Source organism: Rhodanobacter sp. sgz306013, assembly GCF_057031145.1.
This window is the reverse complement of record NZ_JBXCIJ010000006.1, coordinates 85,200-110,009: the sequence shown is the minus strand read 5'-3', so window position 1 is coordinate 110,009 and position 24,810 is coordinate 85,200. Positions and strand designations below refer to the sequence as shown.

The following is a 24,810-nucleotide window of genomic DNA, read 5'->3' as shown; positions in this document are numbered from 1 at the left end:
CTGCCGCATGCGGCCCGGACAGCGGGGGCTTCAACGCTTGATCGCGCGCGCCAGCGCGTCGGCAAAGGCGCTGTTGGCGGGGGCCTGCTTGGGCGTGGCGGCGGGGCGCGGACCGCGGCCATCGCGCTGGCCGGGACGCGCATCGCCGCCGGCCGGCTTGCCGCGTGCCTGGCCCGGCTCGTCGTCAAGGCGCATGGAAAGGCCGATGCGTTGGCGCGGGAGGTCCACCTCCATCACCTTCACCTTGACGATGTCGCCGGCCTTCACCGCGTCGCGCGGATCCTTCACGAAGGTGTGCGACAGCGCGGAGACGTGCACGAGGCCGTCCTGGTGCACCCCGATGTCGACGAAGGCGCCGAACGCGGCGACATTGGTGACGCGGCCTTCGAGGATCATGCCGGGACGCAGGTCCTTCACGTCCTCCACGCCCTCGGCGAAGCTGGGCGCCACGAATTCCGGGCGCGGGTCGCGGCCGGGTTTCTCCAGCTCCTTGAGGATGTCGCGTACCGTGGGCACGCCGAACTTGTCGTCGGTGAACTGCTCGGGCTTGAGACCGCGCAGGAAGCCGGTGTCGCCGATGATGTGGCGCACCTCGCGGCCGCACTGGGCGATGATGCGCTCGACCACCGGATAGGCCTCCGGATGTACCGCGCTGGCGTCCAGCGGGTTGTCGCCACTGGGAACGCGCAGGAAGCCCGCGCACTGCTCGAACGCCTTGTCGCCCAGCCGTGGCACCTTGAGCAGCGCCTTGCGGTTGGCGAACGGCCCATTCGCGTCGCGGTGCTTCACCACGTTCTCGGCGACCGAGGCGGTGAGGCCGGCCACCCGCGAAAGCAGGGCGGCCGAGGCGGTGTTCACGTCCACGCCCACCGCGTTCACGCAGTCCTCGACCCTGGCGTCCAGCGCACGCGCCAGCTTCACCTGGTTCACGTCGTGCTGGTACTGGCCCACACCGATCGCCTTCGGCTCGATCTTCACCAACTCGGCCAGCGGGTCCTGCAGGCGGCGCGCGATGGAGACGGCGCCGCGCAGGCTGACGTCGAGGTCGGGGAATTCCCTGGCCGCGGTTTCCGAGGCCGAGTACACCGAGGCGCCGGCCTCGCTCACCACGACCTTCGACAGCTTGTGCTCCGGATGGCTCTTGGCCAGTCCCTTGATGAGCTCGCCGGCCAGCTTGTCGGTTTCGCGCGAAGCGGTGCCGTTGCCGATGGCGATCAGGTCGACGTGATGCTTTATGCACAGCCGTGCCAGGGCGGCCAGCGATTCGTTCCATTGCCGCCGCGGTTCATGCGGATAGATGGTGTCGGTAGCGAGCAGCTTGCCGGTGGCATCGACCACCGCCACCTTGCAGCCGGTACGGATGCCGGGGTCCAGGCCCAGCACGGTCTTCGCGCCGGCCGGCGCCGCCAGCATCAGATCCTTGAGGTTGTCGCCGAACACGCGGATGGCCTCGTCCTCGGCGCCTTCGCGCACGCGGCCGAACAAGTCCAGCGTGAGGTGCAGGTGCAGCTTCACACGCCAGGTGAGGCGCACCGTCTCGCGCAGCCAGGCGTCGGCGGCGCGACCGCGGTCGTGGATGCCGGCATGCGCCGCGACGCGGCCCTCGCCTTCGGCGTGGCCTTGTTCGGCGTCCAGTGCGGGCTGCAGGTCCAGTTCGATGATGCCTTCGTTGCGTGCGCGCATCAGCGCCAGCAGGCGATGCGAGGGGATCTTGGCAATGGCTTCGACATGATCGAAGTAGTCGCGGAATTTCGCGCCTTCGTTCTCCTTGCCCTCGACTACCTTGGCGCGGATCTGGCCCTTGTCCCACAACCAGTCGCGCAGCTCGCCCACGAGGCGGGCATCCTCGGCGATGGACTCCATCAAGATCGCGCGGGCGCCGTCCAGCGCGGCGCGCACGTCGGCCACGCCCTTGCCCGCATCGACGAAAGCTTCGGCGAAGGCCTCGGGCGAGCGCGTGGGATCTTCGCGCAAGCCGCTGGCCAGCGGTTCCAGGCCAGCCTCGCGGGCGATCTGCGCCTTGGTGCGGCGCTTGGGCTTGTACGGCAGGTAGAGGTCCTCAAGGCGCGCCTTGGTGTCGGCGGCGAGGATCTCGTTCTTCAGCTCGTCGCTCAGCTTGCCCTGTTCCTCGACGCTGGCGAGGATCGCCGCACGCCGTTCCTCCAGCTCGCGCAGGTAGCGCAGGCGCTCCTCCAGCGTGCGCAACTGGGTGTCGTCCAGCCCGCCGGTGACTTCTTTGCGGTAGCGCGCGATGAACGGCACGGTGGCGCCGCCGTCGAGCAATTCCACCGCTGCGCGCACCTGCTCGGTCTTGGCGGCGATGTCGTGGGCAATGCGTTGTTCGATGCTGAGCATGGGTGGATCGTTTTCCTTGCGGCGAAACGGGCCGGCGTTCGCGGCCGGGCCGGCGATAATAGCAAGCCACCCTGATGCTCCGGCCAATCCGGAAATGTCTCGTCCTCCGCGGCGGCGGCAGCGGCATGCAGGTTTCGCGTCCTGCGCTTTTCGCCGGTGGATTCACAGGGACTCGTCAGCCGTTCCGCGCCAAGCTGAGGTCGCGCTGCAAGGCAAGACAGTCGCGGAACCCTTCGTCGATCGCCTGCCTCAGGTCGGCGACGGCTGTCTTGCGATCGCCTGCGAGAGCGGCCGGCCCCGCCTCGGGATAGACCAGCGATGGCGTCGCCACGCCGCTTTCATGCAGGCGCGCATATTCCAGGCCCAGTACTGAGTGGGTGGCCATGGCGCTGCGTGTCGCCAGGCGGCAGCAACGCCGCCCAGTTGGTGAGCTGGCCCAGGCATGCCTGCAGGTCGATGAAGTTCAGGAACGGGCTGCCGTCGGCGAAGCGGCTGCGATGGGGAGGCTGCGCGGCCTCTGATTGTCCGTGAAGGGCCGGTGCCTGGGCGGGCTGCTGTGCTGCGGGTTGCCGGGCGTCGGGCCGGACAAGGCGCGACCGTGCGTTGAACGCGGCGGCCGTCCCGCGCCGCCTGCAGCCACGGCGAAAGGCCGCCCGCCGCGGGCGCGACCGCTTCGCCGGAGCGGTCGGGATCATCCCGGCCGCGCATCCGGCGACCTGCGGCTTGCATGGGCGAACAGGGTGTACTGCGGGAGGGCGGCCGTTGCATCGCCCGGCCGCCCTCCGGGTGGCTCAGGCGCGGAAGGCGCTGCCCGACGCCGCCTGGTTCGACTTGAACTCGCTGGCACGGCCGTTCAGCACCAGAGTGCCGGCGATCAGGTCGTGCAGGCCCTGCTTGCGGCGGGTGAAGGCCACCATGATGAAGCCGATGCAGAGGATGATCGCGCTGAGATACTTCGCGACGTAGCGGCCCAGCGCGCGCGGAAAGCCGATGCGCGCGCCCTGCTGGTCGGTGACGCGGATGCCCAGCGCCAGCTTGCCCACGGTGGCCTGCCAGGCCGAGCTTTCGCAGCAGGCGAAATAGAGCCAGGTGAGCGCCGTGGTCAGCAGGGTGTAGACCCACATGCCGCTGTAGAAATGCTGGTAAGCCTGCATGAAGGGTGTGCCGGCGAGCATCTCCTGCTTCATCGCCTCCTCGGCTGCCGACACACCGAAGAAGGTGCCGATCACCCGGAACACGATATACAGCAGGATGGCATCGAGGATGTAGGCCGCCACGCGCTTCCAGAAGCCGGCATGGTCCTCCAGCGCCGCGGCCGTGGTCTGCGGCAGGTTCTCCATCGGCGCGGCAGGTGCCGAGTAGGGGTTGCCGGGGGGAGGCACTGCGTTGCGCACCTCATCGGGGAACAGCGCCGACAGCGGCTGCCAGTCGGCCAGGCCTTCGTGCCATGCGAGGTCGTCGCGGCTCACCTGGCCGCTACGCAGCCAGGCGCGCACGTCTTCTTCCTTGTACGGGCCATGGCGTTCACCGTCCCGTCCGATCCATATTTCCATCGTGCCCACTCCTCGTGCTGGTGAATGCGGGCATCATGCCACGGCGCGCGGCGGTGGGGCGCGCCACGGCGCCGTTCGCCGCTCAGGCGGCGTGGCGCTTCAGGTGCACCAGCAGCAGCGAGATCGCGGCGGGGGTGACGCCGCTGATGCGCGCGGCCTGGCCGAGCGTGGCCGGTCGGCTGCGCTTGAGCTTGAGCAGCACCTCCGCGGAGAGGCCGCGCACGGTGTCGTAATCGAAGCCGGCAGGGATCACGGTCTGCTCGTGGCGACGCTGGCGGGTGATCTCGTCGCGCTGGCGTTCGAGATAACCTGCGTACTTGGTTTGCACTTCGACCTGGGCGGCCACGTCCTCGCGTGCTACCGCAGGGCCGAGTCCGGGCACGGCAGCGAGGCCGGCGTAATCCAGCTCGGGACGACGCAACAGGTCCAGCGCGTTCGTTTCCCGGCTCAACGTGATGCCGAGCCGACGTTCGATCGCCGCGCCCAGCGCATTGGTCGGCGCGGCCCACAGCCCGCCGAGACGCTGCGTCTCGCGTTCCACCGCCTCGCGCTTGACGCGCAGTGCGTCAACGCGCGCCTGTGGCACCACGCCCAGCGCATGGCCCTGCTCGGTAAGGCGCAGGTCGGCGTTGTCCTCGCGCAGATGCAACCGGTACTCGGCGCGCGAGGTGAACATACGGTAGGGCTCGATCGTGCCGTTGCTGGTCAGGTCGTCGATCAGCACGCCGATGTAGGCCTCGTCGCGGCGCGGGTACCACGGTGCCTTGCCCTGCGTGGCCAGCGCCGCGTTGAGGCCCGCGATCAGGCCTTGCGCGCCGGCCTCTTCGTAGCCGGTGGTGCCGTTGATCTGGCCGGCGAAATACAGGCCGGGGATGGCCTTCGTTTCCAGCCAGGGGTTCAAGCCGCGCGGGTCGAAGTAGTCGTACTCGATCGCGTAGCCGGGGCGGGTGACGTGGGCCTGCTCGAAGCCCTTGATCGATCGCACCAGCGCCAGCTGCACGTCGAACGGCAGCGAGGTGGAGATGCCGTTCGGATAGATCTCGAATGTGTCCAGGCCTTCGGGCTCGATGAAGATCTGGTGCGAGGCCTTGTCGGCGAAGCGCACCACCTTGTCCTCGATCGACGGGCAGTAGCGCGGGCCCACGCCCTCGATCTGGCCGGTGTACAGCGGCGAGCGATCCAACGCGCCGCGGATGATCTCGTGGGTGTGCCCGCTGGTGTGGGTGATCCAGCAGCTGACCTGGCGCGGATGCTCGTCGCGCGCGCCGAGGTAGGAGAACACCGGTGCCGGTTCGTCGCCGCGCTGCTCTTCCAGGCCGCTGAAGTCGATGCTGCGGCGATCGATGCGCGGCGGCGTGCCGGTCTTCAGGCGGTCGGCTGCCAACGGCAGCTCCCGGAGCCGCGAAGCCAGCGCGCTGGCCGGCGGATCGCCCGCGCGGCCGCCGGCGTACTGGGCGGGTCCGACATGGATCTTGCCGGCGAGGAAGGTGCCCGCCGTGAGCACTATGGACCCGGCACGGAAGGAAACGCCCATTTGCGTCATCACGCCCACTGCACGGCCGCCTTCGAGGATCAGGTCGTCCACCGCCTGCTGGAACAGGTCCAGGTTCGGCTGGCTTTCCACGATGTGACGTATGGCGGCACGGTACAGCGCCCGGTCGGCCTGGCAGCGGGTGGCCCGCACCGCGGGCCCCTTGGAAGCGTTGAGCGTGCGCCACTGGATGCCGGCCAGGTCCGCCGCGTGGGCCATGGCGCCACCCAGCGCGTCGATTTCCTTCACCAGGTGGCCCTTTCCGATGCCGCCGATGGCCGGGTTGCAGCTCATCGCGCCCACCGTCTCGATGCTGTGGGTGAGCAGCAGGGTGCGCGCGCCGGTGCGCGCGGCCGCCAGCGCGGCCTCGGTGCCGGCGTGGCCGCCGCCTATGACAATCACGTCGTAACGAGTGGGGTGGAGCATGGTCGCGGACTGGTCAAAAACCCGGAGTTGCCATGGTACTGCGCGAAGCCGGGGTGAAGTGCTTGGCATGCAACCTGCATCGCCTCCCCTGCACTTTCATGGGCAGCGGCGGTGCGGAAGCGCACGCCGGGATCGGGAGGACAGGGGCCTGATCGCGTGCCGTGGAAGGAAGCAGGACGGCGCCCCTCGGGGCGCCGTCGTTTTTTTGCCCGGCGAAAAGCACGAACCCCCCGCAGTGCGGGGGGTTCGTCGTTCAGATCTGGCGCCCGGCGGTCTCAGGAACAGGGGGAATCCAGGATGACCGTATTGCCGGGCGCCAGAAACCGGGAAGCTGGGAGGCCGTGGCCGTCTTTGCCGCCAGACCGTGGGTTGATATTCACCGCATCCATGTGAACACGCGGTGACTGAAAGGGGACTTTTTGCCGGCCGATGGCAGTTGCTGACGCCGTGCGTCAGTTCGGCAAATCGGGCGGGATTGGCAATGTGATGCAAATCACACTCTGGCACGACCGATGCATCCCCCGGGCAAACAGGACACCGGGAGACAACGCCATGGGCATGAACATCGATTTCGAGAAGTTCTTTCCGCATCACGACCTGCTGATCGAGATCGGCCGGATCGAAATGGCGATGGAGACCCTGCAGGAGCGTGCCGAGAACGAGCGCGCGATGCTGCAGCCGCGGCTGGAATCGCGCATGGTGCGCCTGCGCACCGCGTTGAAAAGCCTGCCGGCGTGAGCGACGGCCGAAAAGGGCGCAATGCCCTTTTCGGGTCGCCGGGTCCGGCACCCTGTCGGACCCGGCTTGGGCGAACCGGCCGCCGGCACGCCTGATCCGCCCGCGGCTTCCGCGCAGATGGCCCTTCGACCGAGGGGTTATGCGGCGCCAGATTAGCCCTTGAGCATGTTGCCCACGATCTCGCCGAGGTTGCGCGACAGCTTGTCCTGGCCGGCCAGTCCGGCGAGTGCGGCGCGGGCCGCCTCGCGGCGCCTAGGTTCCAGCCGCTGCCAGCCGTTGAACGCGGTGGCGAGGCGGGCGGCGATCTGCGGATTCAGCGCATCCAGCGCCAGCAGGCGCTCGGCGTACAGCCGGTAGCCGGCGCCGTCCACGCGGTGGAAGCCGGTGGGATTGCCGCTGGCGTAGCTGCCCAGCAGGGCGCGGGCGCGGTTCGGATTTTTCAGGGTGAAGGCCGGGTCGGATTCCAGCGCCTGCACGCGGGCCAGCGCGCCCTCGCCCGGCAATTGCGCCTGCAGCGCGAACCACTTGTCCAGCGCCAGCGGATCGTCCGCGTAGCGGGTGCGGTATTGCGCCAGTGGCCCGGCGCTGCGTGCAGCGCCGTGGCGTGCCAGCACGGCGAGCGCGCCGAGGCGGTCGGTCATGCCGGGCGCGTCACGGTACTGCGCATCGGCGTGGTCGCAAGCCTGTGCCGGATCGACCAGGGCCAGCAGCTGCAGCACGCGCTGTTTCAGGCGACGGTTGGCTTGGCTGGCGGCGTCGAGCGCGGCGGTGGTCTGCGCGGCGAGCCGGCGGTAACGCGCACCCAGCCGGTCGGCACCCAGCCGTGTGGCCAGGCGCAATTGCAGCTGCTGGCGCAGCGCATGGATGCGCCCCGGGTCGACCACGGATTCGCGCTCGGCCAGTTCGATCTCGCCGGGTGGCGTGAGCAGGTCGGCGAGCAGCGCGGCGTCGAGCCGCGCGTCGTCGAACAGCGCGGCCAGCGCGTCGCACCAGGCCGTGACAGCCTGCGGTCCGCTGCTGTCGCGCAAGGCATCGCACGCGCGCAGGGCGAGCTGCTGGCCGGCCTCCCAGCGGTTGAAGCCGTCGGGGTCGTGGGCGAGCAGCAGGGCGAGTTCGGCCGGCGCGTAATCGCATTCCAGGATCACCGGCGCGGAGTAGCCGCGCAGCAGCGAGGGCACCGGGCGCTCGGCCACGTCGCGGAACACGAAGCGCCGCTCGGCTTCCGCCAGCACCACCACTGCCTCGGTCGTGGGGGCCTGGCCGTCCAGATGCAGCGGCAACATGTGGCCGGCGGCGCCGAACAGCGCCAGCTTCACCGGGATCGGCACGGGCTGCTTGTGGGCCTGCCGCGCGGTGGGCGGGGTGTGCTGCGACAGGGTGAGCGCGTATTCGCGGCGGGTCGCGTCGTATTCGCCGTGTGCCCTGAGCCGCGGCGTGCCGGCCTGGCCATACCAAGCGAGGTAGGGCGAGAGATCCACGCCATTGGCCTCGCCCAGTGCGGCAAGGAAATCCTCGATGGTGGCGGACCGGCCGTCGTTGCGGCTGAAGTACAGGTCGGTGCCGCGGCGGAAGCCGGCCGCGCCCAGCTTGCCGGCCAGCATGCGTACCAGCTCGGCGCCCTTCTCGTACACGGTGGCGGTGTAGAAGTTGTTGATCTCGCGGTATTCGGCGGGGCGTACCGGATGCGCCAGCGGGCCGGCATCTTCCGGGAACTGCGCGCGGCGCAGCAGGGCCACGTCCTCGATGCGCTTCAGCGGCGCCGAGTTCATGTCGGCCGAGAAGCTCTGCTCGCGGAACACGGTGAAGCCTTCCTTGAGGCTGAGCTGGAACCAGTCGCGGCAGGTGACGCGGTTGCCGCTCCAGTTGTGGAAGTACTCGTGCGCGATCACCGCCTCCACGCGGCGGTACTCGTCGTCGGTGCTGGCGTCGGGATCGGCCAGCAGGCACTTCGCGTTGAAGATGTTGAGCCCCTTGTTCTCCATCGCACCCATGTTGAAGTCGTGGGTGGCGACCACGTGGAACACGTCGAGGTCGTAGTTGCGGCCATAGGCCTGCTCGTCCCAGCGCATCGAGCGTTCCAGCGCGTCCATCGCGTAGTGGCAGCGCGCGATCGCGTCGGCCTCGGCCCAGATCTTCAGCTGCACGTCGCGGCCGTCGGCGGTGCGGTAGTCGCGCTCGATCTTCTCCAGCTGGCCGGCGACCAGGGCGAACAGGTAGCTGGGCCTGGGATGCGGGTCGACGAAGCGCGCCCAGTGGCGGCCGCCTTCCAGCTCACCGGTACCGTCGGGGTTGCCGCCGGCGAGCAGCACCGGGAAGCGCGCGCGGTCGGCGCGCAGGGTGACGGTGTAGCTGGACTGCACGTCAGGGCGGTCGGGGAAATACGTGATGTGGCGGAAGCCCTGTGCCTCGCACTGCGTGAGCAGGAAGCCGGTTTCGCGCGAGCCGGAGAGGTACAGGCCCTCCAGCGCGGTGTTCGCGGCGGGATGCACGCGCACCCGCGTTTCAAGCACGCTGCCGTCGCGGGCGCCGTCCACTTCGAGGCCGCCGTCGATCAGGCGGTACGCGTCGACGGGCAACGGCCGGCCGTCGAGCGCGATGGACAGCAGTTCGAGGTTCTCGCCGTCCAGGCGCAGCGGTTCGTCTTGTGCGGGATCACGGCGCAGCCGCAGCTTCGCGGCTACCTCGGTGGCGTCGATGCCCAGTTCGAAGTCCAGCTCCACCTGCTCCACCCGCCAGGCCGGCGCCCGGTAATCGACGAGGCGGATCGGCTGGCGGGCGGCATCGGGGCGGGCGTTCATGCGTGGGTACATCGTGGCGTGGGGATGGATCAGGCTAACATGCGGGATCCCTTGCCCGCCTTCAACTTATCCCTTTCGACTGGAGCTTGCGATGACGCGTTTCCACGCCGCCGAGGCCACGTTGGGCACGCAGCCCGTGGTGCTGCTGGAGGATGCCGTGGGTGGCCGCCGCGTGCGCATCGCCCGGCTCGGCGCCGCACTGCTGAATTTCGAGGCGAACGAGGGCGGCACGTGGCACGACTACGCCGACGGCTACCGCGACGACGCCGAGATCGCCGCGCACTCCGGCTCGCGGTTCGCGATCATGGTGCCGTTCGCCGGCCGCATCGCCGACGCGCGCTACAGCTTCGACGGCGAGGCGCAGGATTTGCAACCCGGTGTGGTCGGCGCCGCGCGCGCCAGCCGCCACGGCTTCGTGCGCGGCACGCTGTTCGAACGCGCAGCGCTTGATGCGGACGAGCGGCAAGCGCAGGTGACGCTGGCCACCACGGCGATCCGCCCACGGCCCGGCTACCTGCACGCGATCGATCTCGCGGTGACGTTCACGCTGGACGCCGCCGGCCTCACGCTGGAAGCCGCGATGCGCAACGTGGGGGACAGCGTGGCGCCGTGCTTCTTCGGCTGGCACCCGTATTTCCGTCTCGCCGACGCCACCCTGGACGGCTGGGAGCTGACGATCCCCGCCGAGACCCTGGTGCGCACCGGCGCCGACCTGATCGCGTTGCCGGGCGAGGCCGCCTACCTGGCGCTGGACGACGCGCCCGCGCTGGACTTTCGCGAGCCGCGCGTGATCGGCGACTGCATCATCGACCAGGGCTATACCGACCTGCAGCCCGGCGCCGACGGCCGCATCCGCACGCAGCTGCGCGATCCGGCGAGCGGCCGCACCCTGCGGGTGTGGCAGGAGCACGGCCTGATGCACGCCTTCACTTCCGACACGATCAGCCGCGACGTACGCCGCGCAATCGCGCTGGAGCCGATGGAGTGCATGGCGAACGCGTTCAACCGGCCCGAATGCGCGGACGCGATCCGGCTGGAACCGGGCGCGGAACGGCGCTACCGCTGCGGCGTGGAGATCATCGCGGCATGAACGCGCTGCCCGACATCGACGCCATCCGCGATGCGGCCGCGCGCATCGCGCCACATGCCGTGGTGACGCCGGTGCTGCGCAGTGCGGTCCTGGACGCGCTGGCCGGTGCCGAGCTGCATTTCAAGTGCGAAAACCTGCAGCGCGGCGGCGCGTTCAAGTTCCGCGGCGCCTGCAACGCGGTGTGGTCGTTGACCGACGACGAAGCCGCGCATGGCGTGGTCACGCACTCCTCCGGCAACCACGGCAATGCGCTGGCGCTGGCCGCCGCCACGCGAGGCATCGCGGCGCACGTGGTGGTGCCCGAAGGCGCGGTGCAGGCCAAGCTCGACGCCATCGCGCGGGCAGGCGGAACGCTCCACCGCTGCGCACCCAGCCAGGCGGCGCGCGAGGCGATGTGCGCCGAGGTGCAGGCGCGGACCGGCGCCGTGCTGGTGCATCCCTATGCCGACGCGCGGGTGATGGCGGGGCAGGGCACGATCGCGCTGGAACTGCTGCGGCAGGCGCCGACGCTGGGCGCGCTCGTCACGCCGGTCGGCGGTGGCGGCCTGGCCGCGGGGGTGGCGATTGCCGCGCATGCACTGCAACCCGGGTTGGCGCTGTTCGCCGCCGAGCCGGCCGGCGCCGACGACGCGGCGCGCTCGCTGGCCGCTGGCTCGCGCACCGCGGCCATGACGCCGGACACCGTATGCGATGGCCTGCGCGCGCTGGTGGGCGAACCCAACCTCGATGCCATGCGCAAGCAACGCGTCGAGGTCGTCACGGTGACCGACGCGGAGACCATCGCCGCGATGCGCCTGCTGTGGGGCGAGCTGAAGCAGGTGGTGGAAGTGTCCAGCGCCACCGTGCTGGCCGCGATCCTCAAGCAGCCGCGGCGTTTCACCGGCAAGCGCGTGGGCGTGGTGCTCACCGGCGGCAACGTCGATCTCGACGCATTGCCGTGGTTCGCCTGATTCAGGCGGTCGCGGATTCCTCGACGGCCACGGTGTCCGCCACCCCATCCGCCGGCGCGGTGCCCAGCCTGCCGGGCTGGTGGTGCGCCAACGCATGCAGGTCGAGCTGGTCTACCGGGACCGGACGCAGGCTCACCGGATCGAACGCCACCTCGCCCGGTTTCCAGCCTTCCGGCCGGAATACCGTGCACAGGAAGCGTTTCGTCGACGCCCAGTGCAGGCCCAGCAGGCCGTGGTTGTTGTCCGCGTCCACCACCGGGTCGCCCACGCCGGTAGGGCGCAACGGTTCGCCGTACAGCGCGGTGCCGAAGATCACGTCCCAGATCGAGAACACCTGGCCATAGTTGCAGTTGTGCAGTTTCGGCCGCTCGGGGTCTACCAGCATGTGGTGCAGGCGGTGGAACTTCGGGTCGACGAAGACACGCTCGAACAGCCGGCCGAAGCCCAGCCGGGTGTTGGTGTGCGACAGGTTCTGCACCAGTTCGCCCAGCAGCATCAGCCACGCGAACTCGTCCGGATCCACGCCCATCACCAGGCCCACCACGGCGAGGATCATCGACTGGATGAAGCCATCGATCAGGTTGCCGCGGTCGTTGGTCCAGCAGCTCATCTGCCGTGTGCTGTGGTGCATGCTGTGCAACGCCCACCACCACGGCAGCGCATGCTGGGTGCGATGCATCCAGTAGTAGGTGAAGTCGTACAGCACGTAATACGCGGCGAACAGCAGCCAGGGATGGCCGTTGAACCACGGCACCAGTGCTGTCAGCGCCAGCGGCGAGCCGGTGCTGGAGGTCGCCGCGTCGGCGCCGCCGAACAGATGGCTGAAAGGCATCAGGATCAGATAGGTGAACAGCGGGAAGATGCCCATCAGCATCATCACCGTGTAGTTGCGGTCCACCAGGGTGAGCTTGCGGTCGGTCCACTTTTCCGCGGGAAAGAAGGTTTCCAGCGGGCGGAACAGCAAGCCGATGATGCCGATCTGCAGTGCCGCGATCAGCAGGGAGGCGGCGATGTCGCGCGGGTCGCCGGACAGCTTGCCCAAGTGCAGCAGGTCGAGTGCGGGCGCCACGGCATGGCTGCTCAGCCAGTCGACGAGGTGGGACCAGAGTTGGGGCAGGGATAACATCGGCGTGTCGGCGGGGAACGGCAGCGCGAATGATACCGCCGCGGTCTTGCCGGCGCGCTGAATGCGCGGCGCGCGAACTTGCGCTCCTACCGGCGGCGCAGCCGCACGCCGCTGACCGAGCACAGGCCGAGCAGGATGAAGCCGATGCCCAGCCATTCCATGGCGCGCGGTTGCTCGTCGAGGATCAGCCACGCCAGCAGCACGCTCATGATGGGTACGCCCAGGCTGCCCACGCTGGCCAGCGTGGTGGGCAGCCGCCGCAGCACGATCGACCACAGCCACCACGCGAGGCTGGATGCCATCAGCACGCTGTAGGCCAGGCCCGCGACGAAGGCGCCGTTCCATGCAATCGCACGCTGTGGCACCGCCAGCGCCACGATGCCCAGCGCCACGCCGCCAGCCAGCATCTGCCATGCAGTGAGGCTCAGCGCGGACACGGCATGCCGGCGGAACAAGCGCTTGCTCAGCACCGCGCCGCCGGCCCAGGCCACGCCGCCCGCGATCGCCAGTTCCGTGCTCGTCGCGTTGCCCAAGCCGCGCCACGGCTCGATGATGCAGACGAGGCCAAGCGCGGCCAGTCCCAGCCCCAGCCAATGCCGGCGAGAGGGCCGTTCGCGCAGGATCAGCCAGGCCAGCAGTACCGCCCAGAACGGCATCGTGTAGGCCAGCAGCGCGACGTGGCCCGCGCCGCCGCTGAGCAGCGCCCACTGTTCCAGTCCCTGGAACGCCGCGGTCTGGCACAGGCCGATCAGGAGGGTGGGCAGCAGCGGCGGCGGTTGCAGCGACTGCCGCGCCAGCAGCATCGCCGCAAACAGCACCGCCGCGCCCAACAGGTAGCGCAGCGCCGCGAAATCGAACGGTCCCGCGTACGCCAGCACCTGCTTCATCACCACCCAGCTGTAGGCCCACAGGACTATCGTGGCGAGCAGCGCCAGCACGGCGCCGCGTTGGAGGTTGGATGACGGGGTCATCGGCGGCGCAAAGGCGGAAAGGCGCGAGTGTAGTCGCTCCGCTCCTCCGCCGGCTTGCGGGAACAGGCCGGGAGGGGGTTCACTACCGCCCTTCGCGCGTACCGCGCCGGACCGGGATCTCCGCATGCATCGTTGCCACTGGGCCAGCGCCGACGACGCGCTGATGTGCGCCTACCACGACACCGAATGGGGTGTACCGCTGCACGACGACAACGGGCTGTTCGAGTTCCTGTGCCTCGAAGGCGCGCAGGCGGGGCTGTCCTGGCGCACCGTGCTGGCCAAGCGCGACAATTACCGCAAGGCCTTCCATGGTTTCGACATCGCGCGCGTGGCGGCGATGAAGGACCGCGAGCTGGAGAAGCTTCTGCTCGACCCCGGCATCATCCGCAACCGGCTCAAGGTGACCGCGGCGCGCGACAACGCTGTCGCCACGCTGAAGGTGGCCGACGAGTTCGGCAGTCTGGACGCCTGGCTGTGGTCCTTCGTCGACGGCAAGCCGTTGCGCAACCGCTGGAAGGGCAAGGGCGAGGTGCCCGCCAGCACGCCGCTGTCCGATCGCATGAGCAAGGAGTTGAAGCGGCGCGGCTTCCGCTTCGTCGGCACCACGATCTGCTACTCGCTGATGCAGGCCACTGGCATGATCAACGACCACCTCGTCGGCTGCTTCCGGTATCGGCAGGTGTGAGTGCGTGACGGCAGGTGCGTGAAACGTGAGCCGCGTCACGCAAGTTCTTGCATCCTGAATGCAACGCACACTTTCCCGGGAATGCCCGCTGAATCCGTCGCATTTCCGCGCTTGCGCAATAACGGAACTTGGCGAAATCTAGCTTCGGCGCTGCGGGGGTTTCTACGCTCTCCCATCCACGCCGGCGAAGGAAGCCGCGGAACGGCGGGGCGGGATGCTCCCAGCGCACATGCCTACAGGGGGCATCACTTTCGGGAGAGATCCATGAACACGCGTCACTTCACGTTCGCGTTGCTGGCCGCCAGCATCGCGACGGCGCTGGCCGCCGTGCCGGCGCTGGCACAGACCAGCGGCACGACGACCACGAGCACCACGACGGTCAGCACCACCACAACGAGCCACGAGTCGACCCGATTGACGACGGAGTTCACACCGTTCGCCGGCTCCGACGCCAACGCGCAGGCGCTAGTGAGCGGACTGCGCAACGGCAGCGTGGTAACGCTGACCGAGACCGTCGCCGGTACCAATGGCGGACCCAGCACCACGACCACGACCACGTTCACGCCGGACACCGGCAAGATGGGCTACGGCAACGTGAAGATCGCACTGTCGCTCGCCGAGGCCAGCTTGGCCAAGGCCGGCATCACCGACCCCACCGCGGCTGAGGTGGCGGCCGCGCTCAACGGCGGCAAGCTGGTGATGACCGACGGCAGCACGGTCGACCTCAAAGGCGTGCTCGCGGCGCGCGCCGCTGGCGAGGGCTGGGGCCAGATCGCCAAGGACGTGGGCTTCAAGCTGGGCGACGTCATGCGTTCGCCGAAGCATGCCGGCGAGCTTGCCGAGCACGACCATCACGACCACGACAAGGTCGCCCGTGTCGAACTGGCGCACGACCACGGCCATGACATGGACAACCATCCGGTCCATCCCGAACACCTGAGCAAGGTCGATCGCCCCGAGCGGCCGGAACGCCCGGATCGCCCGGATCGCCCCGAACATCCGGACCACCCGGACCATGTCGGCCGCCCCGGCGGCTGAGCCGGACCGCATTCTTTCGCGGGCCCGGTTCGCACCGGGCCCGTTGTCTTGCTTCCACACCAGGATTCTCCACACATGAGCAACAAACCCTTCTGGATGCTGGCCGGCGGCCTGCTGCTGGTCGGCGCGCCGGCGGCGCATGCGGCTGGCAACACGGACAACGACCAGTTCAGCGTTTCCGCGGGCGCCAACTACAGCAGCGGCAAGTACGGCAGCACCTCCACCACCGACATCTGGTCGGTGCCGGTCACGGGCGAGTACGACACCGGCAACTGGACCTTCAAGCTGGTCGTGCCCTACGTCAATGTCAGCGGCCCGGGTGACGTGATCCCCGGCGTTGGCCACGTACACAACAAGAATCCGAAGTCACGCGGCCACGGCAACGGGAACGGAGGCACGGGAGGCACGGGTGGCACGACCACCGTCACCAATGGCTCGGCCTCGGGTCTCGGTGACGTGGTGGCCTCGGCCGGCTACCAGGTGTTCACCAGCAGCGACCAGAGCTTCGGCGTCGACCTCACCGGCAAGGTGAAGTTCGGTACCGCCGACGAGAACAAGGGCCTGGGCACCGGCAAGAACGACTACGGCCTCTCGCTGGACACCTACAAGGTAATCGGCAACTGGACCGCGTTCGGCGGCGTGGGCTGGATGAAATACGGCAGCTCGCAGTACATCCAGCTGAAGAACGGCTTCAACGCCACGCTAGGCGCGCAGTACAAGTTGAGCCACGACGACAGCTTCGGCGCCTACTACTACTATCGCGAACGCATCGCCACGGGCGGCGCGCCGCAGAGCGAGCTGACCGGCTACTGGAACCACAAGCTCGGCGACAGCTGGCGGCTGCAAGCCTACGTGATGGGCGGCTTCGCCGACGGCAGCCCGGACTACGGTGCGGGCGCCACGCTGAAGTACACGTTCTGAGCAAGCCCGCGGCGCGGTACATGGCGTCGGCGTACGCAGCAAACGGCCGGCTCGTCCGGCCGTTCTGCTTTGGCGGCGCTGCGGCGGGACGTCGCTTCGTAGCGTAGCGGGCACGGTTCGCCGCAGCGCTGGCGCGCGCGGCGAGGCGCCGGGTGCAGTGGACCTGCCCATCCGCCAGGGAAGTCCATCGAAGAAGACCGGTTTACCCACTCGCCGCCGCTGGCCCGCCTTGCTGCGACACTGTCCAACCGCGACAGCCTGCTGCGCCTGCACGACGGTGCGCCGTTGCGCGCCAGCCGGACCTACGTGGACGCCTTGCGTGCGGCGTTGCTGGCGGCCGGTGCCACTGCCTGAGTGCCGCTGGCCTGCATACGTATTCAAGGGGACGGCGCGACGCCGGCGCGGCAAGAATCGGAGCTTGGCAGGCGGTTACGCCGTGGGGAGGGCAGCGATGAGCGCAACGGGCAGCGTGGCGGAGATGGACGGGCAGCGCGCGACGGCGCGGGTGGTGCTGATTGCTGCGGCGGCGGCGCTGGGCGGTTTCCTGTTCGGCATGGACACGGCGGTGATCAACGGCGCCGTGGACGCGGTGCGCGCGGGCTTCGGGCTGGGCGCGGGCGAGATCGGCTTCGCGGTGTCCTGCGCCCTGCTGGGCTCGGCGCTGGGTGCCTGGTATGCCGGCCTGCTCGCGGACCGCTACGGCCGCGTGCGCACCATGCAGGTGGCGGCCGTGCTGCTGGCGGTGAGCGCGCTGGGTTCGGGCCTCGTGCACGGCGTGTGGGACCTGGTGCTGTGGCGGCTGGTCGGCGGCACCGGCGTGGGCGTGGCCTCGGTGATCGCGCCCGCCTACATCGCCGAGGTGTCGCCCGCGGCGATCCGCGGCCGGCTGGGTTCGATGCAGCAGCTGGCGATTGTGCTGGGCATCTTCGCGGCGCTGCTCAGCGACGCCTGGCTGGCCGGCGCGGCGGGCGGGGCCGGACACAGGCTGTGGCTTGGACTCGAAGCGTGGCGCTGGATGTTCCTCGCCGCGGTGGTGCCCGCGCTGGTCTACGGCACGGTGGTGCTCGGTGTGCCGGAATCACCGCGCTACCTGGTGGCGCGCGGCCGGCTGGCCGAGGCGAAGGTGGTATTGCGCGAAGTGCTCGGCCTCGCCGACGAGGCGGCGCTGGACAGCAAACTCCACGACATCGGGCACAGCCTGCGCACGGAATACCGCCCGCGCCTCGCCGACCTGCGCGGCAAGTGCGCGGGCCTGCTGCCGGTGGTGTGGGTCGGCATCGCGCTGTCGGTGTTCCAGCAGTTCGTGGGCATCAACGTGATCTTCTACTACTCCTCCACCTTGTGGCATTCGGTGGGTTTCAGTGAAGCCGACTCCTTCAGCATCACCGTGGTCACCTCGGTGGTGAACGTGCTGGTGACGCTGGTGGCGATCGCACTGGTGGACCGCATCGGCCGCAAGCCGCTGCTGGTGGTCGGCTCGGCGGGCATGGCGGTCACCCTGGCGCTGATGGCGTGGTGCTTCTCGCAGGCCACCGGCAGCGGCGCCTCGCTGGTGCTGCCGCACGGCGTGGGCCTGCTGGCGCTGGTGGCGGCGAATGCCTACGTGGTGTTCTTCGGGGTGAGCTGGGGGCCGGTGGTGTGGGTGCTCCTGGGCGAGATGTTCCCCAACGGCATCCGTGCGATCGCGCTGGCGGTGGCGGCGGCGGCGCAATGGCTGGCCAACTTCGCGATCACCAGCAGCTTCCCTGCACTGGCCGAGCTGGGCTTGCCGTTCGCCTACGGCCTGTACGCGGCCTTCGCCCTGCTGTCGCTGCTGTTCGTGCTGGGCGCGGTGCGCGAGACGCGCGGCCTTGAGCTTGAAGACATGCATGCGTAAGGTCTTGCGCGACGCGACACGGTAGGATGCCGGGACGGGCGGCATGGCGCCGCCCGCGCCATGCATCGGGTCGCGGATGAAGGGAAAAGCCACATCGTTCGACATCGCGCATCTTGCCGGGGTCTCCCAGTCCACGGTGTCGCGCGCGCTGCGCGGCAGCCCGCTGGTCAGCGAGGAGACGCGCCGACGCATCCAGTCGGCCGCCGACACGCTGAACTACAAGGTGGACAAGAACGCCTCCAACCTGCGCCGCCAGCACACCGGCACGCTGGCGCTGCTGCTGTTCGAGGACCCCACCGCCGACGACTCGCACATCAACCCGTTCTTCCTGTCCATGCTGGGTTCGATCACCCGCGCCAGCGCGCAGCAGGGCTATGACCTGCTGATCTCGTTCCAGCAGTTCTCGCGCGACTGGCATGCCGACTTCGCCGGCTCGCAGAAGGCGGACGGCCTGATCCTGCTCGGCTACGGCGACTATCAGTCGCACCGCGACAAGCTGGAGAAGCTGGTCGCGCAGGGCACCCGCTTCGTGCGCTGGGGTGCGGTGCTGCCGGGCCAGCCCGGCGTGTCGATCGGCTGCGACAATTTCGCCGGCGGCCGGCTGGCCACCGCGCACCTGCTGGAACAGGGCTGCCGCCGCATCGCCTTCCTCGGCGACGCCACTCCGCACTATCCGGAATTCCACGAACGCTACCGCGGCTACGCCGCCGCGCTGCGCGAAGCCGGCCTGGCGGTGGACGAGGCACTGCAGGCCGACGCCGAGACCACCGAGCGCGCCGGCTACGAGGCCGCCGAGCTGCTGCTGGAGAGCGACGTGAGGTTCGACGCGGTGTTCGCCGCCAGCGACCTGATCGCGATCGGCGCCATGCGCGCCCTGGCCGAGCGCGGCCTCGTGGTGCCGCAGGACGTGGCGCTGGTCGGCTTCGACGACATCCCCATGGCCAGCTTCGTCAACCCCGCGCTCACCACCGTGCGACAGGACACCGGCAAGGCCGGCGAGGTGCTGGTCGACGAGTTGTTGCGGCTGATCCGCGGCGAGGGCGGCGACAGCGCGATGCTGCCGGCGGAACTCAAGGTGCGGCGTTCCAGCCTGCGCCGGTAGCGCCAGCGCGCCGCAAGATCATGCGGGTTTCGCCTTCGCATTTTCACATTGCGGGGTATCCGCGGCTGGCATAACCTGCCCCTGCCGTCCACGCAATCGCGCGACAGGATCGCGTAACCCATGGGGCGCAGCCAGTTCGAACAGGGGTCCCTGCACGTCTTCGAACGCGTCACCGACGCGTGCGTGGCGCTGGACCGGAGCTGGCGTTACACCTACCTCAATGCACAGGCCTGCGCGTTGCTCGGCCGTCATGCCGAGGAGCTGGTCGGCAAGCAGATCTGGACGGAATTCCCGGAAAGCGCGGGCCCGTTGTTCCGGCAGGCCTGCGAACAGGCGATGGCCGAGCAGCGGCCACGGACCATCGAGGCCTGGTATCCGCCGCACGAGCGCTGGTTCGAGAACCATATCTATCCGTCGGCCGACGGCCTGACGATCTATTTCCAGGACGTCACCGCGCGCAAGCAGGCCGAGCAGCAGCTGCGGCAACAGCAGCGCCTGCTGGACCAGGCTCAGCAGCTGGCCGGAGTCGGCAGCTGGAGCTGGGAAGTCGCCGCCAATCAGGTCAGCTGGTCGAGCGAGCTGTACCGCATCTACGGCATCGACCCGGCAACCCACGCGGCCACCTTCGAGGCCTATCTGGAACGCGTGCATCCGGACGACCGGGAACGCGTGCGCGGCGTCGTCGAGCACGCGCTGCGTTGCGGCGGAACGTTCGAGTTCGAGGAACGCATCGTGCGACCGGACGGCGACGAGCGCGTCCTCCACAGCCGCGGCGTGGTGGAGGCCGATGCGGCCGGCCGCGCCGTGCGCATGCTCGGTGCCTGCCAGGACATCACCGCACGCAAGCGCGAGGAGCGGGTGGCCGCCGGCCAGCACGAAATCCTGCTCGGCATCGCCGCGCAGCAGCCGTTGGCGGAAAGCCTGCGGCGCATCGCGCTGCTGCACGAGTCGCTGAATCCTGGCGCGCTGTGCTCGCTGCTGCTGCTCGATGCGGACCGCCGACACGTCTTGCACGGCGCCGCCCCCAGCTTGCCCGAAACCTACAATCGCGGCATCCACGGCCTGGAGATCGGCGAGGGCCACGGCTCCTGCGGCACGGCCGCCTGGCGCGGAGAACGGGTGGTGGTGGGCGACATCGCCACCGACCCGTACTGGGTGTCTTATCGCGAACTGGCGCTGGAGCACGGGCTGCGGGCGTGCTGGTCGACGCCGGTGCACGGCAGCCACGGCGACGTGCTGGGCACTTTCGCGGTGTACTACCGCACGTCGCGCGAACCGTGTCCGGCCGAGCTGGCCGACATCGATCGCATGCTGCCGATCGCCAGCATCGCCATCGAGAGCGAGCAGCTGCTCGCCCGCCTGCGCGAACGCAACCGCTTCTTCGAGATGGCGCAGGAAGTGTTCTGCATCCTGGATCCGCGTACCGGCCGGCTGGTGCAGTTCAACGCGTTCCTGCAACGCCTCACCGGATGCAGCGCCGACGAGTTGCGCGGGCGCGACTACCGCGAGTTCCTGTTGCCGTTGCCCGGCGAGGATCCGGTCGCTTCGATCCTGGAACCTACGGGCGCCGGCGCGCAGGCGCGCGAGACGGTGACCCGTTGCGTGGCGAGGGACGGCAGCGAATACCTGCTCGAATGGACTGCTTTCGCCACGCCCGACGGCCTGCTCTACGCCGTGGCCCACGACATCACCGCCCGCCGCCGCGCCGAGCAGGACTTGCGGCACGCGGCCAGCCACGACGCGATCACCGACCTGCCGCGCCGCCCGCAGCTGGAACGCTCGCTGACCGCGCTGCTGCAGCTCGGCGAGGGGCGGGCGTGGGTGGTGATGGTGGGCCTGGACCGTTTCCAGCTGGTCAATGAATCGGTGGGGCACGTCATCGGCGACGATGTGCTGCGGCGCGTGGCCGGCCGCCTGCGCGCGGCGCTGGACACGCAATGGCAGATCGCCCGTATCGCCGGCGACAAGTTCGCGGTCGCATTGGGCGGCATCGACCGGGAGGCCGCACTGGAACTGGCCGAGCGCCTGCGCAGCGTGGTGGCGCGACCGATCGAGGGACAGGACTACCGCCTGCTGCTTACCGCGAGTGTCGGCGTCAGCCACTCGCCCGAGCACGGCGGCACGCCGGCGGAACTGCTGCGCGGCGCCGAGGCGGCGATGATCCAGGCCAAGCGCGACGGCCGCGACCGCGTCGGTGAGTTCAGCCTGGCGCAGAGGCGGGCGCTGGAGGAGCGCGTACTGCTGGGCAGTCGCCTGCGCGACGCGGTGCGCGACAACGAACTGGAGCTGTACTATCAGCCACAGTACAGCGCGCTCGACCACGCGCTGACCGGTTTCGAGGCACTGCTGCGCTGGAACTGCCGCGAGTTGGGCCGGGTGATGCCGATGCGCTTCATTCCCGTTGCCGAAGCGCTGGGCCTGATGCCCGAGATCGGCGGCTGGGTGTTCGCGCAGGCGGCACGGCAATTGCGTGAATGGCTGGATCGCGGCCACCGCGGCTTCACCCTGGCGGTGAACGTCTCGGCGCAGCAGCTGCTGCACCCGCACATGGTCGAGCAGTTGGCCGGCGCGCTGCAGCGCCACGCCGTACCGCCGGCGATGCTGGAGATCGAGATGACCGAGAGCGCGCTGATGGAGAACGTGACGCGCATCCGTACCACCCTGGCCGGCCTGAAATCGCTGGGCGTACAGCTGGCGCTGGACGATTTCGGCACCGGCTATTCCAGCCTCGCCTACCTGAAACAGTTCCCGATCGACAAACTGAAGATCGACCAGAGCTTCGTGCGCGAGCTGCCCGACAACGCCGGCGACGGCGCGATCGCGCAGACCATCATCGAGCTCGGCCACCAGTTGCGCATGCTGGTCGCGGCCGAAGGCGTGGAGACCACGGCCCAGGCCGTATTCCTCGCCGGGCTGGGCTGCGATGAGTTGCAGGGCTACGGCCTGGGTGCGCCGCTGCCCGCGATCGATGCCGAGCGCTTCTTCGCTGCGGCGCGCGGCGCGTTCTCGGCCTAGCGGCCGTCGTCCCAGCCCAGGAACAGCGGCAGCATCTTCGCCCATGAGGCCTGGTTGTGCTGGCCGCCGGGCAGCAGGTAGACGGCGACGTCGGCGTGGCGCTCGGGATGTGCTGCGTAGTCCGGGTTCACCGTGTAGCCGAGCTGGTGCAGGCCGCGCAGACGAAAGCCGCCCGGTGCGCGGTAGCCGTCGACCAGGTCGCGGATGTCGCCGATCACGTCGATCACGCCGTCGTGGTGGCGGTCGTTCGTTTCCTCGGCGGTGCCGGCCGCGAACCAGAAGCGCAGGCCGGGCCGCTTCGGTCCGCGGTCGACCATGCGCTGCGCCAGCCGCGTACGCTCCACCGCGGCGTCGCTGCCGCGGTCGGTGGCAAGCCAGAACGAGGGCGAGAAAGCGCCCACGCGGCCGAACACCTCGGGATACTGCCAGCCCAGGTTGAAGGCGTTCAGCCCGCCCAGCGACCAGCCGAGCATGCTGCGTGCGGCGGCGTCGCGGCGGGTGCGGTAATGCGCGTCGATCCACGGCACCAGCCGCGTGGCGAGCCATTGCGAGTAGGCCTGCGCGCGCTGGCCGACCGGACCGTACTTGGTGTCGGCGGACAGGCTGCGCCCGCTGGCGCGGTCGGACAGGCCGTAGGTACCCATGCGCTCGTGCAGCATCCGCACCGCCACCACGATGGGTACCCGGATCGCGTGCGCGCGGCACAACGCGGTGAGCGTGGGCAGCAGGCCGGCCGCGGGCATGTCCTGGCCGTCGTCCGCGTACAGCGTGCGATAGGAATGGCTGGAGCGCGCGTAGTCGCCGGGCAGGTAGACGTCCACCGTGATGCGTTCCGGCGCGAACGCGGGGGTGTCGAACTGCAGCGTGCGTTGCGTGGGCGTGCAGTCGGCGGCGGCGAGCGCGTGCAGCGGCCAGCAGGCGAACAGCAGTGCGAGCAGCGCGCCGCGGCACGGCGGGTGTCTCATGCCGTTTCGCCCGCGGCCGGTGCCGGCTCGCGCGGCTCGTGCACGCGCAGCGTGCACAGCCCTGCGAGCAGCAGGCTGGCGCCGCCCAGCGCCAGCGCCCAGATCGGCTGGTCGTGGAAGAACCACTTCAGCAGGACGCCGAGCACGCTGGCGGCGAGAAGTTGCGGGATCACGATGAAGAAATTGAAGATGCCCATGTAGATGCCCATCTTCGCGGTGGGCAGGTTGTCCGACAGCATCGCGTAGGGCAGCGAAAGGATCGAGGCCCAGGCGAAGCCCACGCCGACCATGGACACGATCAGCCAGTGCGGATCGCGGATGAAGAGGAACGACAGCAGGCCCAGACCGCCCAGCCACAGGTTGATCAGGTGGCTCCAGCGCAGTCCGCAGGCGCGCACCAGCAGCGGGATCAGGATCGCGGCCAGCACGCCCACGCCGTTGTAGGTGCCCATCAGCACGCCGGCCCAGTTCGCGCCCTCGTTGTAGGCGGCCGAGGTGGTGTCGGTGCTGCCGTAGAAGTGGCCGGCCACGGCGGGCGTGGTGTTGATCCACATCGCGAACATCGCGAACCAGGAGAAGAACTGCACCCAGTTCAGCCGGCGCATCTCGCGCGGCATGCCATACAGGTCGCCCATGATCTGGCGCAGCACGCCCTGGCGCCGGGTGCGGGCCAGCCACGCGAACAGCGCACCGGCGCCGACCAGGCCGCCCGCCAGCAGGTAGAGTTCCTCGCGCAGTGCGTAATGCCGGATCAGCGCCAGCAGCAGCAGGCCCAGCAGCAGGAACAATGCGCCGGGCTTCCACGCGCCGGCCACGTCCGCGGCTTCCGCCACAACGTGATTGTCGGCGAAGGCTTCCAGCTGCTCGGGCGGGTACTCGCGCGTGGTGCAGATCGTCCACAGCATCGCGCCCAGCAGCACCGCCGCACCGGCGTAGAAGGAATACATCACCGAATGGGGCACCGTGCCGGCGGGCGCGGTGTTCGCCACGCCGAAGCGGGTGAGCAGCCAGGGCAGGAACGAGGCCACCACCGCGCCTACGCCGATGAAGACGCCCTGCATCGCATAGCCCAACGGGCGCTGCCTCGGCGGCAGCTGGTCGCCCACGAAGGCGCGGAACGGTTCCATCGACACGTTGAACGAGGCGTCCATGATCCACAGCAGGCCCGCCGCCACCCACAGCGCGGGCGAGTTCGGCATCGCCAGCAGGGCCAGCGTGGCCAGCACCGCGCCCGCGAAGAAGTACGGCCGGCGGCGGCCGAAACGGTTCCAGGTGCGGTCGGAGCAATAGCCGATCAGCGGCTGCACGATCAGCCCGGTGAACGGCGCGGCGATCCACAGCACCGGGATCTGGTCCACGTTCGCGCCCAGCGTCTGGAAGATCCGGCTGACGTTGGCGTTCTGCAGCGCGAAGCCGAACTGGATGCCGAGGAAGCCGAAGCACATGTTCCAGATCTGCCAGAACGACAGCTCGGGTTTGCGGGTCATGGGGTGGTCTCTGGGCTTGCGTGGCAGTGGAAGAGGCCCGCTCCCTCGATGGTGAGGCAGGGGAAGTGGGTGGATCGGCCTTCAGCCCGGCATGAAGGATTCAGCCCGTCGCGCCAGGCCGGGCGGGCTGATTGCCGACCCGGGGGCGTGGTCCGCCTGCCGCCGAGGCGGGAACCGTGAGGC

General features: G+C 69.4%; 18 protein-coding genes. 9 read left to right on the top strand and 9 right to left on the bottom strand.

Translation table 11 applies throughout. The features are described 5' to 3' along the window. Positions 1 to 30: 30 nt before the first annotated feature. From AC2EWF_RS17925 to mnmG, 4 genes are all read right to left on the bottom strand, one after another. A complete protein-coding gene (locus tag AC2EWF_RS17925) occupies positions 31 to 2,355 on the bottom strand; it encodes a Tex family protein (protein WP_483640760.1) in 2,325 nt (774 codons plus the stop codon). A 175-nt stretch (positions 2,356 to 2,530) separates the two neighbouring features. Further along, the gene (locus AC2EWF_RS17920; RefSeq protein ID WP_483640759.1) at positions 2,531 to 2,740 is read right to left on the bottom strand and encodes a hypothetical protein; all 210 of its coding nucleotides are present in this window, start codon (positions 2,738 to 2,740) and stop codon (positions 2,531 to 2,533) included. A gap of 406 nt (positions 2,741 to 3,146) precedes the next feature. Continuing rightward, positions 3,147 to 3,908 (bottom strand): RDD family protein, encoded by a 762-nt coding sequence (locus AC2EWF_RS17915; RefSeq protein WP_483640758.1) that lies wholly within the window; start codon positions 3,906 to 3,908, stop codon positions 3,147 to 3,149. 82 nt (positions 3,909 to 3,990) lie between these two features. Continuing rightward, a complete protein-coding gene (gene mnmG / locus AC2EWF_RS17910) occupies positions 3,991 to 5,865 on the bottom strand; it encodes a tRNA uridine-5-carboxymethylaminomethyl(34) synthesis enzyme MnmG (RefSeq protein ID WP_483640757.1) in 1,875 nt (624 codons plus the stop codon). A 429-nt stretch (positions 5,866 to 6,294) separates the two neighbouring features. Between mnmG and AC2EWF_RS17905 the strand changes: the two genes are divergently transcribed. Further along, a complete protein-coding gene (locus AC2EWF_RS17905) occupies positions 6,295 to 6,603 on the top strand; it encodes a hypothetical protein (RefSeq protein ID WP_483640756.1) in 309 nt (102 codons plus the stop codon). Positions 6,604 to 6,755: 152 nt separating this feature from the next. Here the strand turns inward: AC2EWF_RS17905 and pepN are convergent, their stop codons facing one another. Beyond that, positions 6,756 to 9,401, bottom strand: a complete 2,646-nt coding sequence (gene pepN, locus AC2EWF_RS17900; protein ID WP_483640755.1) for an aminopeptidase N — start codon at positions 9,399 to 9,401, stop codon at positions 6,756 to 6,758. A gap of 91 nt (positions 9,402 to 9,492) precedes the next feature. Here pepN and AC2EWF_RS17895 point away from each other — a divergent pair, with 91 nt between their 5' ends. Beyond that, a complete protein-coding gene (locus AC2EWF_RS17895) occupies positions 9,493 to 10,491 on the top strand; it encodes an aldose epimerase family protein (RefSeq protein ID WP_483640754.1) in 999 nt (332 codons plus the stop codon). Further along, complete coding sequence (locus AC2EWF_RS17890) at positions 10,488 to 11,441, top strand: pyridoxal-phosphate dependent enzyme (RefSeq protein ID WP_483640753.1); 954 nt, start codon at positions 10,488 to 10,490, stop codon at positions 11,439 to 11,441. The genes AC2EWF_RS17895 and AC2EWF_RS17890 overlap by 4 nt, the downstream gene beginning before the upstream one ends. Position 11,442: 1 nt before the next feature. On the opposite strand, the gene AC2EWF_RS17885 is transcribed toward AC2EWF_RS17890, so the two are convergent. Next, positions 11,443 to 12,567, bottom strand: a complete 1,125-nt coding sequence (locus AC2EWF_RS17885) for a sterol desaturase family protein (protein WP_483640752.1) — start codon at positions 12,565 to 12,567, stop codon at positions 11,443 to 11,445. A gap of 86 nt (positions 12,568 to 12,653) precedes the next feature. Further along, positions 12,654 to 13,538: a DMT family transporter gene (locus tag AC2EWF_RS17880; RefSeq protein ID WP_483640751.1), complete on the bottom strand. Its 885-nt coding sequence runs from the start codon at positions 13,536 to 13,538 to the stop codon at positions 12,654 to 12,656. Between the two features lie 124 nt (positions 13,539 to 13,662). Between AC2EWF_RS17880 and AC2EWF_RS17875 the strand changes: the two genes are divergently transcribed. The 6 genes from AC2EWF_RS17875 to AC2EWF_RS17850 all read left to right on the top strand — a co-directional run bounded on the left by AC2EWF_RS17875 (position 13,663) and on the right by AC2EWF_RS17850 (position 22,175). Next, positions 13,663 to 14,223: a DNA-3-methyladenine glycosylase I gene (locus AC2EWF_RS17875; protein ID WP_483640750.1), complete on the top strand. Its 561-nt coding sequence runs from the start codon at positions 13,663 to 13,665 to the stop codon at positions 14,221 to 14,223. A gap of 264 nt (positions 14,224 to 14,487) precedes the next feature. After that, positions 14,488 to 15,261: a hypothetical protein gene (locus AC2EWF_RS17870; RefSeq protein ID WP_483640749.1), complete on the top strand. Its 774-nt coding sequence runs from the start codon at positions 14,488 to 14,490 to the stop codon at positions 15,259 to 15,261. 75 nt (positions 15,262 to 15,336) lie between these two features. Next, positions 15,337 to 16,182 carry a transporter family protein gene (locus tag AC2EWF_RS17865; protein WP_483640748.1) on the top strand — a complete coding sequence of 282 codons (846 nt, stop codon included), beginning with the start codon at positions 15,337 to 15,339 and terminating at the stop codon, positions 16,180 to 16,182. Positions 16,183 to 16,633: 451 nt separating this feature from the next. Then, positions 16,634 to 18,058, top strand: coding sequence for a sugar porter family MFS transporter (locus tag AC2EWF_RS17860; protein ID WP_483640747.1), 1,425 nt, complete (start codon positions 16,634 to 16,636; stop codon positions 18,056 to 18,058). A gap of 76 nt (positions 18,059 to 18,134) precedes the next feature. Continuing rightward, on the top strand, positions 18,135 to 19,160 hold the full coding sequence (locus AC2EWF_RS17855; protein WP_483640746.1) for a LacI family DNA-binding transcriptional regulator: 1,026 nt from the start codon (positions 18,135 to 18,137) through the stop codon (positions 19,158 to 19,160). A gap of 120 nt (positions 19,161 to 19,280) precedes the next feature. Then, positions 19,281 to 22,175, top strand: a complete 2,895-nt coding sequence (locus AC2EWF_RS17850; RefSeq protein ID WP_483640745.1) for a sensor domain-containing protein — start codon at positions 19,281 to 19,283, stop codon at positions 22,173 to 22,175. On the opposite strand, the gene AC2EWF_RS17845 is transcribed toward AC2EWF_RS17850, so the two are convergent. Both AC2EWF_RS17845 and AC2EWF_RS17840 read right to left on the bottom strand, forming a co-directional pair. Next, positions 22,172 to 23,140, bottom strand: coding sequence for an alpha/beta hydrolase (locus AC2EWF_RS17845; RefSeq protein WP_483640744.1), 969 nt, complete (start codon positions 23,138 to 23,140; stop codon positions 22,172 to 22,174). The two genes, AC2EWF_RS17850 and AC2EWF_RS17845, sit on opposite strands and share 4 nt — an antisense overlap. Next, positions 23,137 to 24,627: an MFS transporter gene (locus AC2EWF_RS17840; RefSeq protein ID WP_483640743.1), complete on the bottom strand. Its 1,491-nt coding sequence runs from the start codon at positions 24,625 to 24,627 to the stop codon at positions 23,137 to 23,139. The genes AC2EWF_RS17845 and AC2EWF_RS17840 overlap by 4 nt, the downstream gene beginning before the upstream one ends. Positions 24,628 to 24,810: the final 183 nt, after the last annotated feature.

What these genes read in the sequence shown, in the direction of transcription:
- AC2EWF_RS17845 (WP_483640744.1), bottom strand. Translation starts at nt 23,140, where the DNA reads ATGAGACACCCGCCGTGCCGCGGCGCGCTGCTCGCACTGCTGTTCGCC.
- AC2EWF_RS17890 (WP_483640753.1), top strand. Translation starts at nt 10,488, where the DNA reads ATGAACGCGCTGCCCGACATCGACGCCATCCGCGATGCGGCCGCGCGC.
- pepN (WP_483640755.1), bottom strand. Translation starts at nt 9,401, where the DNA reads ATGAACGCCCGCCCCGATGCCGCCCGCCAGCCGATCCGCCTCGTCGAT.
- AC2EWF_RS17865 (WP_483640748.1), top strand. Translation starts at nt 15,337, where the DNA reads ATGAGCAACAAACCCTTCTGGATGCTGGCCGGCGGCCTGCTGCTGGTC.
- AC2EWF_RS17860 (WP_483640747.1), top strand. Translation starts at nt 16,634, where the DNA reads ATGAGCGCAACGGGCAGCGTGGCGGAGATGGACGGGCAGCGCGCGACG.
- AC2EWF_RS17855 (WP_483640746.1), top strand. Translation starts at nt 18,135, where the DNA reads ATGAAGGGAAAAGCCACATCGTTCGACATCGCGCATCTTGCCGGGGTC.
- AC2EWF_RS17895 (WP_483640754.1), top strand. Translation starts at nt 9,493, where the DNA reads ATGACGCGTTTCCACGCCGCCGAGGCCACGTTGGGCACGCAGCCCGTG.
- AC2EWF_RS17915 (WP_483640758.1), bottom strand. Translation starts at nt 3,908, where the DNA reads ATGGAAATATGGATCGGACGGGACGGTGAACGCCATGGCCCGTACAAG.
- AC2EWF_RS17840 (WP_483640743.1), bottom strand. Translation starts at nt 24,627, where the DNA reads ATGACCCGCAAACCCGAGCTGTCGTTCTGGCAGATCTGGAACATGTGC.
- AC2EWF_RS17885 (WP_483640752.1), bottom strand. Translation starts at nt 12,567, where the DNA reads ATGTTATCCCTGCCCCAACTCTGGTCCCACCTCGTCGACTGGCTGAGC.
- AC2EWF_RS17920 (WP_483640759.1), bottom strand. Translation starts at nt 2,740, where the DNA reads ATGGCCACCCACTCAGTACTGGGCCTGGAATATGCGCGCCTGCATGAA.
- AC2EWF_RS17870 (WP_483640749.1), top strand. Translation starts at nt 14,488, where the DNA reads ATGAACACGCGTCACTTCACGTTCGCGTTGCTGGCCGCCAGCATCGCG.
- AC2EWF_RS17850 (WP_483640745.1), top strand. Translation starts at nt 19,281, where the DNA reads ATGGGGCGCAGCCAGTTCGAACAGGGGTCCCTGCACGTCTTCGAACGC.
- mnmG (WP_483640757.1), bottom strand. Translation starts at nt 5,865, where the DNA reads ATGCTCCACCCCACTCGTTACGACGTGATTGTCATAGGCGGCGGCCAC.
- AC2EWF_RS17905 (WP_483640756.1), top strand. Translation starts at nt 6,295, where the DNA reads ATGGCAGTTGCTGACGCCGTGCGTCAGTTCGGCAAATCGGGCGGGATT.
- AC2EWF_RS17875 (WP_483640750.1), top strand. Translation starts at nt 13,663, where the DNA reads ATGCATCGTTGCCACTGGGCCAGCGCCGACGACGCGCTGATGTGCGCC.
- AC2EWF_RS17880 (WP_483640751.1), bottom strand. Translation starts at nt 13,538, where the DNA reads ATGACCCCGTCATCCAACCTCCAACGCGGCGCCGTGCTGGCGCTGCTC.
- AC2EWF_RS17925 (WP_483640760.1), bottom strand. Translation starts at nt 2,355, where the DNA reads ATGCTCAGCATCGAACAACGCATTGCCCACGACATCGCCGCCAAGACC.